Origin of the sequence: Limnohabitans sp. (assembly GCF_044361985.1) — a bacterium.
Lineage (GTDB): Bacteria > Pseudomonadota > Gammaproteobacteria > Burkholderiales > Burkholderiaceae_C > Limnohabitans_A.
The window spans coordinates 1-13,624 of record NZ_JBIKHV010000066.1 but is presented as its reverse complement, the minus strand read 5'-3'; the positions used below and the strand labels follow the sequence as shown (position 1 = coordinate 13,624).

The following is a 13,624-nucleotide window of genomic DNA, read 5'->3' as shown; positions in this document are numbered from 1 at the left end:
TGATTTTCAAAGACGTGTTCGTGCCCGACGACGCCGCGCTCATGCCGCAAGGCCTGTACTTTCAGGCCGCCAGCCGCTGGCCGCACATGTTCATGACGCTGTCGCCCACCTACATGGGCATTGCGCAAGCAGCTTACGATTTCACAGTGGCGTATTTGCGGGGCGAGATTGCGGGCACAGGCCCCGTCAAGCGTCGCCAGTTTGCGACCAAGCAGATCACTGTGGCTGAGATGTTCATCAAGCTCGAACAAACCCGCAACCTGTTCTTGCGCGCCATTGAAGACGCCAAGGTTGACCCGACCAAGTCCACCCGCCTGCGTGCGTATGCCGCGCAGTACACCATCATGGAAAACGCACAAGACATCGCCCGCCTGGCCATCCGCACTTGTGGAGGTCAGTCCATGCTCAAAAGTCTTCCGCTCGAGCGTCTTTACCGGGACGCACGTTGTGGCTCGCTCATGCTGCCCTGGACGGCCGAGCTGTGCCTGGACCGTATTGGCCGAGAAGCTTTGTACGAACCCGGAGAGAAAGACGAATGAACCCCAGCGCAGAACAAGTGGTTGAGCACAGCCCCTTGGCCCGGCGCATGCATGCGCTGGCTAAGCAGCAGGGCGAGCAGATCGCCTTGCACTGTCGTCAGGGCCCTGGTTTGTGGCCTTGCGACTTTGCCAAGTTCTGGCGCCGAGTGGAGCGTGTCACCGCACACCTGCAAAACACTTGGCAAATTCGGCGCGGTGACCGCGTGGCCTGGTTGGGGCTGAATCACGAGCTTCAATTGGTCACCCTGATCGCTTGTGCGCGAATGGGTGCGGTGTTCATGCCCCTCAACTATCGTTTGGCATTGGCTGAGCTGCAGCACGTGCTCAATGACGGCCAGCCGAGCTTGCTGGTCAATGACAGTTTGCACGCCGATGTGGCAGCAGCTTTGTGTTTGTCGGGGCTGCAACACACGCATCTGGATGCCCTGATTGATTCGCCATCGCCTCGGGGTTTGCACTTGCCTTGGGTGACGGGTGATGCGCCCGTGCTGCTGGTCTATACCTCGGGCACCACGGGCCAAGCCAAGGGCGCGGTGCATACACAAGACACCCTGCTGGCCAATGCGCGCGCCAGCCAGGTGGCGCATGGTTTTGTGGCCGGAGACAAAGTGCTGTCGACTTTGCCGATGTTCCATGTGGGCGGCTTGTGCATCCAGACCTTGCCTGCCTTGCTGGCGGGTGTGTCGGTGATCTTGCACGCGCGCTTTGACGCCGGAGCGTGGCTGGATGAGGTGGAAACCAGTCGGCCCAGCTTGTCGCTGCTGGTGCCTGCCACCTTGCGTGCCGTGCTCGACCACCCACGCTGGGCACTGGCGCAATTGTCTTCACTGCGTGGTGTCATGGCGGGCTCGTCCACCATCCCGGTGGCGTATCTGCAGGCTTTCCACGATCGGGGGATTCCCGTGGGGCAAATTTACGGCACAACCGAAACTGGTCCGGTCTCCATCGTGTTGCGGCTGGACCAGGCCACCGAACATCTGGGCAGTACCGGTTGGCCGCATGCCCAGGCAGAAGTGGCCTTGCGCGACGAACAAGGCAGCGCCGTACCCATCGGGCAAACGGGCGAGGTGTGTATCCGTGCGCCCAATGTGATGCGCGGCTATTGGCAAAGCGATGGCGCTGCGGGCGTGGGCTTGAAGGACGGCTGGTTTTGCACCGGCGACCTCGGCCAACAAGCCGATAACGGGTGCATCACCATTGTGGGCCGCAGCAAAGACATGATCATCTCGGGCGGAGAAAATATTTACCCAGCAGAAATCGAAAACCTGCTGTTGACCTTGCCTGGCGTGGCCGAGTGCGCCGTGGTCGGGGTGCCCGATGCGCGTTGGGGCGAAGTGCCCGTGGCCGTCCTGGTGCGCAGTGCCGATGAGGCAGGGCGAGCCTTGACACACTTGGCATTGATGCAATACCTGCAAAGTCGAATTGCCCGCTTCAAATTGCCCCGCACCCTCTTGTGGCTGGAGAGTTTGCCCAAAAGCGCATTGGGCAAAGTGCAAAAACCGGTCTTGCAGGCCATGTTGATTGGGACAAACCCTTAAAACAAGCTGAATCTTCGCTTGCGTGACAGAGTTTGGGCAGGGCCGTGGCAACATCATTTGCACACCAGCCTGGAGACCCTCATGGTTCAAGTTTCTCGTTCTTTCACCCGCCGCCCGATTCTGGGCATGGCCGCTGCCCTCTTGTTGTCTGCAGCGCCTACGACCTGGGCCCAAACGGCCTGGCCCAACAAACCGGTCAAGATCGTGGTGCCCTTTGCACCTGGCGGCACCACCGACATCCTGGCCCGCGCCATCGCGCCCGATCTGAGCAAAGCCTTCGGTCAGTCCTTCGTGGTTGAAAACAAAGGGGGCGCCGGGGGCAACCTGGGGGCCGAGCAAGTGGCCAAGGCGCCTGGTGATGGCTACACCCTGCTCATGGGCACGGTGGGCACGCACGGCATCAACCGAGCGCTCTACGCCAAACTGCCTTACGACCCCTTCAAGGACTTTGCGCCCGTCACTTTGGTAGCGGGTGTGCCCAACGTGATGGTGGTCAATGCCGAAAAGGCCGCCGCCAACAAGATCAACAACGTCAAGGATTTCATCCAGTACGCCAAGGCCAACCCGGGTAAATTGAACATGGCGTCCAGTGGCAATGGCACGTCCATCCACCTGGCGGGTGAATTGTTCAAGTCTCAGACGGGCACCTTCATGGCCCACATTCCTTACCGGGGTTCTGGCCCGGCCTTGCTGGACCTGGCGGGCGGCAGCATGGACGTTATGTTCGACAACCTGCCATCGGCCATGCAACTCATCAAGTCGGGCAAGCTCAAAGCCCTGGCCGTGACCAGCAACCAGCGCTCTGCTGCCCTGCCCGATTTGCCCACGGTCGAAGAGGCGGCCGGACTCAAAGGCTTTGAAGCCAGCAGTTGGTTCGGTCTGCTGGCCCCTGCGGGCACGCCTGCCGATGTGGTCAACCGCATCCAGCAAGAAGTCGCCAAGTCGCTGGCCAGCCCCGCCATGAAGGAGCGCCTGGCCACCCTGGGCGCGATCCCCAGCGGCAACACGCCTGCACAGTTTGCCGCGCTGATTGAAGCCGAGCACAAGAAGTGGGCCGAAGTCGTCAAAGCCTCCGGTGCCAAGGTCGACTGATGGCCTGGTTTGAGGGTTTTGAGCGGCAATCGCTCACGGTGGCGGGCTCGCCCGTTTGCTTTCGACGCTCGGCCGATTGGGCGGCGCAAGCGCAATTGCCGGTGCTGGTTTTGTTGCACGGCTTTCCGCAAACCCACGTCATGTGGCATCGCGTGGCGCAAAGTCTGCGTGGCCGCTACCGCTTGGTCCTGCCTGACCTGCGCGGCTACGGTGACTCATCGCATGCCGTGGGAGATGCCCAGCACCTGCATTACAGCAAGCGCGCCATGGCCCAGGAAGTGATCGGCCTGCTGGATGCCTTGGGGGTGAGCGACTTCTTTTTGTGTGGGCACGACCGGGGAGGCCGTGTGGCGCACCGTCTGGCGCTGGACCATGCATCGCGTGTCAAAAAACTGTGCGTGATCGACATCGCGCCCACACTGGACATGTACAGCGGCCATTGGGGCAAAACCCCCGAAGTCTCTGGCCCGGTGGCCGACCCGTATTTTGCGTTTGCGCAAGCCTATTACCACTGGTTCCACCTCACGCAAGCCGCGCCTTTGCCCGAGTTCATGATCGGCGGCAACCCCAAAGCCTATTTGCACGCCAAATTGGGCGGCTGGGGCAGCCAGGGTCTGGGCTACATCGAACCTGAAGCGCTGGCCGAATATGAGCGCGCCTTTTGCAACCCGACCTTGAACGACAAAGGCTGGTCAGCCGCCATCCACAGCGCGGCCGAAGACTACCGCGCCAGTGCCGGCATTGATTTGCAGCACGACCGCGAAGGGCGTGAGCGGGGTGACAAAATTTCTTGTGACACCTTGGTGCTCTGGGGCGAACGGGGTGTCGTTCACCGCATGTTCAAGCCCGTGGCGCTTTGGCAGGCCCAATGTGCTGGGCGCGTCAGCGGCCAGGTGGTGCCTGCAGGGCACTTCATTCCGGAAGAACTGCCCGAAGCCACCAGTGAAGCACTGGCGCAGTGGATGGCCTGAAGATTTGGGCTCAGGCCCCACAACACTTCTTGTATTTTTTCCCGCTGCCACACGAACACGCATCGTTGCGCCCTGGCGTGGCCGCTTTGATCACTTGTGCCACGCGCGGGCCGATGTTGCGCCAGATTTCGCGCAGGTCATACACCGCCCACAGGGCTTCGCCGTAGGCATTCAGGCGTTCTTCGCTCACGCTGGGGGGGCCGTCTTCCGACAGGGCCGACAAAGTGGGCGCATGGGTGTCGTCTTCGGTCAGGGCCACGATGGCTTCAAGCGACAGGTCGTGCCACTTGGCGGCTTCCTTGTCTTTGGGGTGGGCCCATTCGTCAGGCCAGTTTTCCACCGCAAACATGAAGCCCAGCGCCCACACTTGGGCAAAAGAGGGGATTTCGCTGTCGTCGATTTCTTCGCGTTCTTCAGGCGGCAAAGAGGCGATGGCACCGCGCACATCCATCACTTCGGGGGCGTAGGCTTTGTCTTCGTCGAGCGCTTCGACCGGTGTGTCCAGGGTCAGCTTGATCTCGTCAAAACGGCGCTGCCACAAAGCCATGAACTGCTGGCGCTGGTCGTCACCTGAAAAGCTGCCGCCATCGGCATCGTCCGGGTCAATGCCCAGCAGCATGGGCAACCATTCCTGTTCAGGGATGGCGCGGCGGCTACAGACCATCGCGGCCATGAAGCCTTCGCAGAACTCCCATTGCGGTGTTTCTTCAAAGCGCTCACGCAGGTCATCCAGGATGTCGTCCAGGGCGTCAAAGTCTTCGGCTTCCAGGCCAGGAGTGGTTGTCATGGTGTGCTCTTCAAAAAAATCAGACCGTGTCGGTGGCGGTCATGCAGGGGTTTAATGCCACGCCGCAGCGTGCCAGGCGGTTTTTCATGCACAGCACTTGTGCGTCTTTGCTGTGCAAGGCTGCGGTGTGGCTCACGGCCAGGTCAATAAATTTCTGGTCATCGGGGTCTTTGCAGACGTATTCGGCTTTGGGCGCGTCGGGGTGCAGTTGGGCCCAGCGGTCAAAGTGGCCGAGTACGGTGCTGGCGGGCAGTTCCCGGTGCGTCAGTCGTTTGGCGATTTGCGGATAAGCCAGCACGCGGGCCAGTTCTTCGCGCATGGCGGCGGTGGCAAGCCACGCTGTTTCGCCCGTCTCGACACTGACGCGCAGCGCCTCAGCCCGGGGTTCGTCAAACACCCACAGGTCGAGCACGATGTTGGTGTCCAGCACGCGCCGGGCCGAGCGCGGGACGTTCATGGTGCCGGGGGTGCAGGTGTTTCGGCGGCGGGGCGCTTGTGGCTGCCTTTGACCATGTCAAAGCGAAACAGGCGGCATTCAATGGGGCCGTTCCACATGGGCACGCGACGCGATTCTTTCAGGCGCATCTTGCTGGGTAATTTCAGATCGGGCGTCAGCATCCAGGCGCTCCAGCCGCTGTAGTTTTTCTTCCAGTGGCTGGCCAGTTGGGCAAAGAATTCACCACCCTCGTCGGTTTGTGCGGTTTCGCGGTGGTGACTCGGTTCAGTTGCCCGCGCGCTGGCGCGCGCATCGGACAGAGCCCCTGGCTCAAACCCCTCGCGCCCACTTCCGGCCACACCGGCAGCGGCTATGCGCTCGCCGTAGGGCGGATTGAGCAGCATCACGCCTGGCGTGTCGCAAGGTGGCATGCGTTGCAGCGCGTCGCCACCCCGAAACACCACCACCCCGGACACGCCAGCACGCTCGGCGTTGCGTTCGGCAAAGTCGACCATGCGGAAGGCCACATCGCTGCCAAAAATCGGCGCGGTGGGTTCATGTTCGTTGTCGCGGGCTTCTTCGATCAGGCCTTGCCAGACATGGTTCTGAAAGGGCAGCAATTTTTCAAAGCCAAAGCGGCGCTGCAAACCAGGGGCAATACCGCAGGCAATTTGCGCCGCTTCGATCGGTATGGTGCCGCTGCCGCAGCAGGGGTCGTACAAAGGCACGGTGCCGTCCCAGCCACTGGCAGCGATCATGGCGGCGGCCAGGGTTTCCTTCAAAGGCGCATCGCCCTTTTCTGTGCGCCAGCCACGCTTGAAAAGGGGCTCGCCCGAGGTGTCGATGTACAGCGTGAGGGTTTCAGGTGTGACGTGCGCATAGATGCGCACATCGGGCCAGGTGGTGTCCACGCTGGGGCGTTCGCCGCGCTTGGCGCGAAAGCGATCGGCCACGGCATCCTTGATTTTCAGTGCGGCAAAGTTCAGGCTGTTGAGTGGACTGTGCTGCGCCGTGATGTCGATCTTGAAGGTCTGCTTGGGCGTGAACCAGATCTCCCAGGCCACTTCGCTGGCAGCGTTGTACAGGTCATTTTCGTTGCGGTAATCGGTGACTGAGAGCTGCACCAGCACGCGCTGTGTCAGGCGGCTGTGCAGATTGATGCGCAGGGCATCGCGCCATGAAGCGCGGGCCATCACGCCGCCGCGCCCCGTCATCAGGTCTTGTCCCGTGAGGCCGGTGATGGCGTGCACCTCGTCGGCCAAAAAGCCCTCAACACCAGCGGCGCAAGGCATGAACAGGTTCAATGAATTCACGGGAGCATTCTTTTCAAAGGGTTTTGCGCAGGTTGGCGGGGGCAATCTTCAGCGCTTCGCGGTATTTGGCCACCGTGCGCCGTGCACAGTCGATGCCTTGCTCTTTCAGCATTTCGGATATCTGGTTGTCGGACAGTGGCTTGACGGGTTTTTCCGCGGCCACGAATTGCTTGATCAGGGCGCGCACGGCGGTGCTCGACGCGGCGCTGCCACTGTCGGTGCCCAGCCCCGAGCCAAAGAAATACTTCAGCTCAAACGTGCCTTGTGGTGTCGACATGTATTTCGCCGTGGTCACGCGGCTGATGGTCGACTCGTGCATGCCCAGCTCGTCGGCGATCTCGCGCAGAACCAAGGGTCGCATGGCCAGCTCGCCGTGTGTCAAAAAGTTTTTTTGCCGTTCGACGATGGCTGTCGAGACGCGCAAGATGGTGTCAAAGCGCTGTTGAATGTTCTTGATGAACCAGCGCGCCTCTTGCAGCCGCTGCTGCAAGCCGGCGTGGTTGTCGCCCTTGCCGCCGCGCAGGGCGTTGGCATAGATGTCGTGCACCCGCAGCTTGGGCATCACGTCGGGGTTGAGCTGAATACGGAACTTGGGTGTGGCCGTCTTGCTGGTGTTGACCACCAGCACATCGGGAATGATGATGTTCTGCTCGGCCAAGGCAAACGGGCGACCCGGCTTGGGTTCCAGTCTGGCGATGAACGGGATCGCGGCTTTGACCACGGTCTCGTCCAGGCCGCACGCTACGGCCAGGCGCTTGTAGTCGCGTTTGGCCAGCATTTCCAGTGGCTGAGCGCAAACAGCCAAAGCGGCTTGTGCAACCTCGTCGTCGGGGTCTTCTTTGAGCAAGGCCTTGATCTGGATGCGCATGCACTCGGCCAGATCGCGTGCGCCCACACCCACAGGTTCAAGCGACTGCAGCAAGCCCAGCGCCACCGTGAAGCGGTGCACCAGCTCGTCCAGTTGTTCATAGTCGTCGGCGCCCGCCAAGCTGGTAGCCAGCTCCGCCAAGGTGTCAGTCAGGTAGCCGTCGTCGTTGAGTGACTCGATCAGAAAGCGCAGGGCCGCGCGGTCGATTTCAGACAGGCGCAGTGACAAGGCCTGGCGGTGCAAAAAATCAGTGAGTGATCCGCTGCTGCGGGCCAGGTCAATGGCATCTGCGGTTTCTTCGCCGTTGTTTTGGCGTGGCACGGCGTCACCGCCCCATTCGCTGTCGTCGGGGCGCATGTCCACGCTGCCATCGCCATCCCAGCTTTCAGCCACATCGGTCACGGCTTCTTCGCGCGTCTCGCTGGGGCTGTCGTCACTGCTGCTGGACGCACTGGCGCTTTCACTCACGCGGTCGCCCAGGCTGACATGGGTGTCTGCCTGGTCAAGGCCAAAGGCTTCGGCGGGGGCTTCTTCTTCAGCGCGCTCCAGAAAGGGGTTGTCGTCCAGCATCTGGTCGACTTCTTGCGACAACTCCAGCGTGGACAGCTGCAGCAGGCGGATCGATTGTTGCAGCTGGGGCGTGAGCGCCAGGTGCTGGGACATGCGCAGCGACAGACCGGGTTTCATGCCTGCGCTTTCGTGGGGTGAAGGGTCGACTTGCTCATCACATCCTGAAGTGTTCGCCCAGGTAAACCCGGCGCACATCGGCGTTGGCCACAATCTCTTCGGGCGTGCCTTCGGCCAGCACACGGCCTTCGCTGATGATGTAGGCGTGGTCACAAATGCCCAGCGTCTCGCGCACGTTGTGGTCTGTGATCAGCACGCCAATGCCGCGTAGCTTGAGAAAGGCAATGATGCGCTGGATCTCGATGACAGCAATCGGGTCGATGCCCGCAAAGGGTTCATCGAGCAAGATGAAGCGCGGGTTGGTGGCCAGGGCGCGGGCAATCTCCACCCGACGGCGTTCACCACCGGACAGGGACATGGCGGGGGAATCGCGCAGATGGGCGACCCGCAAATCGTTCAACAATTCGTCCAGGCGTTTTTCTAGGTCGGCGCTTTTCAGGGGCGCACCTTGTGCATCGGTCTGCAACTCAAGGATGGCCCGCACGTTCTCGGCGACGGACAACTTGCGAAAAATCGAAGCTTCCTGGGGCAGATACGACAAGCCCATGCGCGAGCGCTTGTGGATGGGCAGGCGTGTCACGTCCTGTCCATCGATCAGGATCTGCCCGCCATCTCCGCGGACCAAGCCAACGATCATGTAAAAAGAGGTGGTCTTGCCTGCCCCGTTGGGACCCAGCAGACCCACCACTTCGCCTTTGTCCACTTGCACAGAGACGTCGTGCACCACTTTGCGGCTGCTGTACGCCTTTTTCAGGTGGTGCGCTTCCAGCCGACTGGTGACCAGCGGCTCTCTCATGGCTTTTTGCTTTCAAGGGGGGTGGGGTCGATCCTCAAGGCGGGGGCGACGGGGACGGGTGCGGCGTTAGGCACGGTTGTTGTTTTTCGGGGGGTCAGCACCGCGCGGACACGCTGATCGCGGCCGTTGGTTGCTTGGGTGCCTTTGGGCAGGCCGTCCACAGTCATCACTTCGGTGGTGTTGTTGAAGACGATTTTCTGGCCATTGAGTTGATCGGCCACCTCGGTGCCCCGCAAAATCCGGACTTCAGCCCGATGCATCAGCGTCACGACGTCAGCCTGGTTGTCGTAAATCGCCATTTCGCCTTCGCCTTCGGTGAATTCATCGAACCCCTCACGTTTTTGACGAAAAAACACGCGCTCATTGGGGGCTGCCCAAATGTGTGCAATTTGTTGGCCTTGTTTGTTTTGCTGCACTTCCATGCGAGCGCCACGCAGCACCATGGTGCCTTTTAATGCGACCACCCGGCCCGTGAAATGGGTGAGTAACTTGTTCTCGTCGTGCCGCATGGCATCTGCCTCAATCAGCATGGGCTTGTCGCGGTCGGCTTTCTCGGCCCAAGCTGGTAGGCTGAGCGAACACAGCCCCGATGCAAGGAGGCCGACGGTGCGGAGGATTTTCATTGAGGGCATGAATCTTGCTGGTAATGAATTTTGATTGTAGGCTCAAGCGCACGCGAAACCGGGCGGATACAGCGATTCGGGCATAAAAAAAAGCCCGCCATTTTGAAGTGGCGGGCTGGTGGCGAGGCTTGTCGCCAAGGGTGAAAAGCGCTCAACGGCCTTGGCGAGCCTGCGCTATCAAGGATTCGGCCACTTTCAGGGCGCGGTCCATGCTGCCCGCCAGTGTGCCATCGATGTAGTAGCGTCCGGCAACGCCCAGCGAGGGCACACCCTCCACCTTGAAATCGTTTTGCAGCTGAACCGCGCGCTTGAGTTTGGTGGCCACACCGAATGATTTGTAGGTTTCGTTGAATTTGACTTTGTCCACGCCCTGTTTTTCAGCCCAGGACAGCACGCTGGCATCGGTGTTCAGCAGCTGTTTTTCCACATGGATGGCTGTGAACACCTTGGGGTGCAAGCTGTCCATCAAATTCATGGCTTCAATTGTAAAAAACAGGCGCTGTTGGGGCGCAAAGTCATCGCGGAACGACACAGGGATGCGGCGCACCACGACGTCTTTCGGGGCATTTTTGACCCATTGGGCAAAACTCGATTCAAAAGCGTAACAGTGTGGGCAGCTGTACCAAAAGAACTCGATGAGCTCGACCTTGCCCCCGTTGGTTTCGGTGGCAACCGGCCGCTCCAGCGTCTGAAAGTCCTTGCCCGATTTGAACAAGGCTGCTTGGGCCCAGGCGGCAGGTACGCTTAACCAAGCGCTTGCGGTCACCAGGGCAGAAGAGAAGAAACGGCGTTTCATGGGCATGCTCCAAATGAAAAGGGCGGGTTCACCTTTGAACACGCACCAGGGTGTTTTCAATGCTGCTGCTTTCCAGGCGGGTGCGGATGCGTTCAGCAGCGGCTTTGTCGGCGAAAGGTCCCAAGCGTACGCGGTAAACCGTGCGCCCGGCTTGATCTCGTTCAGAGATTTTGGCGTCCAGACCCATCAGGGTGAGTTTGGCTTTTTGGGCATCGGCATCGCCGCTGGTCCGGTAGGCACCGACCTGGATGACGTAGTCAAACGGGTCGGCGGCGTTGCTGGCGCTGGCAGGGGTGGAGAGGCCAGATTTGGATTTGGCCAAATCCCCCAGGGGATCGGCTGTGACGGCAGGACGCGACTCTGTTTTGGGCGCTTCGGCGGTACTCTTGCTGGCTGATCCAGGCACTGTTTTGTCGTTGGCCGCTTCCGGGGCCGGGACAACGGGTGGGGTGGGTGCGGTGGGTGCGGTGGGCGCCTCTGCCGGTGCTTTGGGCTGGAACACGCCATTCGGATTCCAGTCCTTGTTTTTCTCGCTCTCCTGCGCGTCCTGGTCGGTGGTGCGTGGCTGGTTTTTGTTGGAAAAAGGCGTGGGCACCTTCGTAACATAGATGGCCACGCCCAAAGCCACGCCCAGGCCCAGCACCAGCCCAATGATGAAGCCCAAAAAAGTACCGCCGCGTTGGGGGTGAAGTTTCATGCCGGTTCCATTCACATTTTTTGGGGTGCAGACACGCCCAGCACCTTCAGGCCATTGCGCAGCACCTGTGCGGTGGCCGCGACCAAGGCCAGGCGGGCGTTTTTGACGGCGACGTCATCCACCAAAATGCGCTCGGCATCGTAGTAGCTGTGGTATTGCGAGGCCAGATCGCGCAGATAGAAGGTCACGTCGTGCGGGGCAAAGTCGGTGGCGGCAGCCGTCAGCATTTCGGGGTATTTGGCCAAGGCCAGCATCAGCGCATGGGCCTGCGGGCTTTGCAGCGGTGACAGATCGGTTTGGGCCAGCGTGCTCTGATCACCGCTGTCTTTGTCTTTCCAAGCGGCCAACACAGAGCAAATACGGGCATGCGCATATTGCACGTAGTACACCGGGTTGTCGTTGTTCTGTGCCAGCGCCAGGTCGATGTCAAAGATGTATTCGGTGTCGGGCTTGCGGGACAGTAAAAAGAAGCGCACGGCGTCCTTGCTGGTCCACTCGATCAGGTCGCGCAGCGTCACGTAGCTGCCTGCACGCTTGGAGATCTTGACCTCTTCGCCACCGCGCATCACACGCACCATGGTGTGCAGCACGTAGTCGGGGTAGCCCTCTGGGATGCCGACATTGGCCGCCTGCAGTCCCGCACGCACGCGGGCGATCGTGCCGTGGTGGTCGGTGCCCTGGATGTTCACCACCCGCGTAAAGCCGCGCTCCCATTTGGTGATGTGATACGCCACATCGGGCACAAAGTAGGTGTAGCTGCCATCGCCTTTGCGCATGACGCGGTCCTTGTCGTCGCCGTAGTCGGTGGACTTGAGCCAAAGGGCGCCATCGTGCTCGTAGGTTTTGCCCACATCGCGCAGTTTTTGCACAACCGCATCGACCTTGCCGCTGGTGTAGAGGCTGGACTCCAAGTAGTAATTGTCAAACTGGACATCAAAGGCCTTCAAGTCCAGGTCTTGTTCATGGCGCAGATAGGCCACTGCAAACAGTCGCATGCCATCCAGGTCATTCACATCGCCGCTGCCGGTGAATTCGCGGTCGTCGGAGCGAACGGTCTTTTGGGCCAGAAAGTCGTTGGCGATGTCCTGGATGTAGTCACCGTTGTAGGCTGGAGCATTTTCGCCACTGGGCCATTCGGCGTCACCGGGCTTGAAGCCCTTGGCACGCAACTGGGTCGAGCTGGCCAGAGTGCCGATTTGCACCCCTGCATCGTTGTAATAAAACTCGCGGTAAACCTGCTGCCCCTGTGTGGCCAACAAGTTACAAATCGCGTCACCCAAAGCCGCCTGGCGGCCATGTCCCACATGCAGCGGGCCTGTGGGGTTGGCCGAGACGAATTCCACCAGCACCTTTGCAACTTGAGTGGGCTGGTGACCAAAACAATCGGCCGCTTGCAGCACTTCGTGAACCACAGCCTGTTTGGCCGCATCTTTGAGGCGGATGTTGATGAAGCCCGGCCCAGCGATCTCAATGGCATCGACCCAGCGCTCGAAGGCGGGGGTCAGCAACAAGCTCACGCGCAGGGTTTCGGCCAATAGCCGCGGGTTTTGCTTGAGCGCCTTGGCCAATTGCATGGCCGCCGTGCAGGCCAAGTCGCCATGGGCGGCCACTTTGGGCGATTCAAACGCCGCACGCGCACCCGCGTTGGTTTGGAGTTTTTCAAGCTCAGCGGCCAGGGCCGTGAGCAGATGTTGTTTGGCTAAGAGCATAGGGCGCGATTTTACGGGGCTGGGCCAGGGATCACGCGAAGGGCCGGCTTATGGGGTGTTTTTTATACGCGGCAATTACGTTTGGTCACAACTGACGTCCACATATGATCACTTTGGTACGTTAATTAGTGACCTGCACCCCGGTGCAGGCTTTTTTGACTGTTGATCATTTTTTGGGAGTTCATTCATGCGTCATTCCATTTCTATCGTTGCACTGGGTTTTGCCTTGGTTTCTGGCATGGCTTTCGCGGCCGACCCTGTCAAACCAGCGGTTGCTGCGGCTGCACCCGTGGCCGCTGCGGCGGCCCCGGCCATGCCTGCGACGCCAGCTGGCCCTGCGGCCGAAAAAACCCCGCAACAAAGCAAAATGGCCATGTGCAACAAAGACGCCGAGGGCAAAAAGGGTGATGAGCGCAAAGCCTTCATGAAGTCGTGCTTGAGTGCCAAAAAGCCTGCCGCCCAGCAAAGCAAGATGAAAACCTGCAATGCCGAAGCCACGGGCAAAAAAGGCGACGAACGCAAGGCTTTCATGTCTGAATGCCTGAAAAAGTGATGTCATCGGCGCGGTGAGCCTGGTGGCTCACCCGTCTTGATCGTGACAAAAGCCCGGGCATGCCCGGGCTTTTTTTTGTGGTCGCTTTTGCCCAAGGGCTGGTCCCAGGGTACGGGCTTTCGCTGGTGGCGAATCAGTCGGGTGCGGTTTGCCAATAGCCGGGTTGCGCGTAGTGGTGTTTCAGGTAGTCAATCCACAGCCGCACCCGCAATGGCAGGT

Annotated in this window: 14 protein-coding genes; 5 read left to right on the top strand and 9 right to left on the bottom strand. The window is 60.4% G+C overall.

The genetic code is table 11. The features are described from left to right. The 4 genes from ACIQ3A_RS10965 to ACIQ3A_RS10950 all read left to right on the top strand — a co-directional run. On the top strand, positions 1 to 539 hold a 539-nt coding region (locus tag ACIQ3A_RS10965; protein WP_396431780.1), incomplete at its 5' end, for an acyl-CoA dehydrogenase family protein. Continuing rightward, positions 536 to 2,077 (top strand): class I adenylate-forming enzyme family protein, encoded by a 1,542-nt coding sequence (locus ACIQ3A_RS10960; protein WP_396431779.1) that lies wholly within the window; start codon positions 536 to 538, stop codon positions 2,075 to 2,077. The genes ACIQ3A_RS10965 and ACIQ3A_RS10960, both read left to right, overlap by 4 nt. An 81-nt stretch (positions 2,078 to 2,158) precedes the next feature. Then, positions 2,159 to 3,169, top strand: coding sequence for a Bug family tripartite tricarboxylate transporter substrate binding protein (locus tag ACIQ3A_RS10955; protein WP_396431778.1), 1,011 nt, complete (start codon positions 2,159 to 2,161; stop codon positions 3,167 to 3,169). Next, a complete protein-coding gene (locus tag ACIQ3A_RS10950) occupies positions 3,169 to 4,140 on the top strand; it encodes an alpha/beta fold hydrolase (RefSeq protein ID WP_396431777.1) in 972 nt (323 codons plus the stop codon). Before ACIQ3A_RS10955 ends, ACIQ3A_RS10950 begins: the two co-directional genes overlap by 1 nt. A 10-nt stretch (positions 4,141 to 4,150) precedes the next feature. Here ACIQ3A_RS10950 and ACIQ3A_RS10945 read toward each other — a convergent pair whose 3' ends face one another. The 9 genes from ACIQ3A_RS10945 to argS all read right to left on the bottom strand — a co-directional run bounded on the left by ACIQ3A_RS10945 (position 4,151) and on the right by argS (position 12,852). Then, the gene (locus ACIQ3A_RS10945; RefSeq protein WP_396431776.1) at positions 4,151 to 4,927 is read right to left on the bottom strand and encodes a UPF0149 family protein; all 777 of its coding nucleotides are present in this window, start codon (positions 4,925 to 4,927) and stop codon (positions 4,151 to 4,153) included. A 19-nt stretch (positions 4,928 to 4,946) separates the two neighbouring features. Beyond that, a complete protein-coding gene (locus ACIQ3A_RS10940; protein WP_396431775.1) occupies positions 4,947 to 5,384 on the bottom strand; it encodes a putative toxin-antitoxin system toxin component, PIN family in 438 nt (145 codons plus the stop codon). After that, a complete protein-coding gene (locus ACIQ3A_RS10935) occupies positions 5,381 to 6,676 on the bottom strand; it encodes a class I SAM-dependent RNA methyltransferase (RefSeq protein ID WP_396431774.1) in 1,296 nt (431 codons plus the stop codon). The genes ACIQ3A_RS10940 and ACIQ3A_RS10935 overlap by 4 nt, the downstream gene beginning before the upstream one ends. A 13-nt stretch (positions 6,677 to 6,689) precedes the next feature. Continuing rightward, the gene (locus tag ACIQ3A_RS10930; protein ID WP_396431773.1) at positions 6,690 to 8,231 is read right to left on the bottom strand and encodes an RNA polymerase factor sigma-54; all 1,542 of its coding nucleotides are present in this window, start codon (positions 8,229 to 8,231) and stop codon (positions 6,690 to 6,692) included. A gap of 37 nt (positions 8,232 to 8,268) precedes the next feature. Beyond that, positions 8,269 to 9,027: an LPS export ABC transporter ATP-binding protein gene (gene lptB, locus ACIQ3A_RS10925; RefSeq protein WP_396431772.1), complete on the bottom strand. Its 759-nt coding sequence runs from the start codon at positions 9,025 to 9,027 to the stop codon at positions 8,269 to 8,271. Then, on the bottom strand, positions 9,024 to 9,650 hold the full coding sequence (gene lptA / locus ACIQ3A_RS10920; protein ID WP_396431771.1) for a lipopolysaccharide transport periplasmic protein LptA: 627 nt from the start codon (positions 9,648 to 9,650) through the stop codon (positions 9,024 to 9,026). The genes lptB and lptA overlap by 4 nt, the downstream gene beginning before the upstream one ends. Positions 9,651 to 9,801: 151 nt before the next feature. Further along, the gene (locus ACIQ3A_RS10915; protein ID WP_396431770.1) at positions 9,802 to 10,446 is read right to left on the bottom strand and encodes a thiol:disulfide interchange protein DsbA/DsbL; all 645 of its coding nucleotides are present in this window, start codon (positions 10,444 to 10,446) and stop codon (positions 9,802 to 9,804) included. A gap of 28 nt (positions 10,447 to 10,474) precedes the next feature. Beyond that, positions 10,475 to 11,143, bottom strand: coding sequence for an SPOR domain-containing protein (locus ACIQ3A_RS10910; RefSeq protein WP_396431769.1), 669 nt, complete (start codon positions 11,141 to 11,143; stop codon positions 10,475 to 10,477). A gap of 11 nt (positions 11,144 to 11,154) precedes the next feature. Then, on the bottom strand, positions 11,155 to 12,852 hold the full coding sequence (argS, locus tag ACIQ3A_RS10905; protein ID WP_396431768.1) for an arginine--tRNA ligase: 1,698 nt from the start codon (positions 12,850 to 12,852) through the stop codon (positions 11,155 to 11,157). A gap of 187 nt (positions 12,853 to 13,039) precedes the next feature. Here argS and ACIQ3A_RS10900 point away from each other — a divergent pair, with 187 nt between their 5' ends. Then, positions 13,040 to 13,405, top strand: coding sequence for a PsiF family protein (locus tag ACIQ3A_RS10900; RefSeq protein WP_396431767.1), 366 nt, complete (start codon positions 13,040 to 13,042; stop codon positions 13,403 to 13,405). The last annotated feature ends 219 nt before the right edge of the window (positions 13,406 to 13,624 follow it).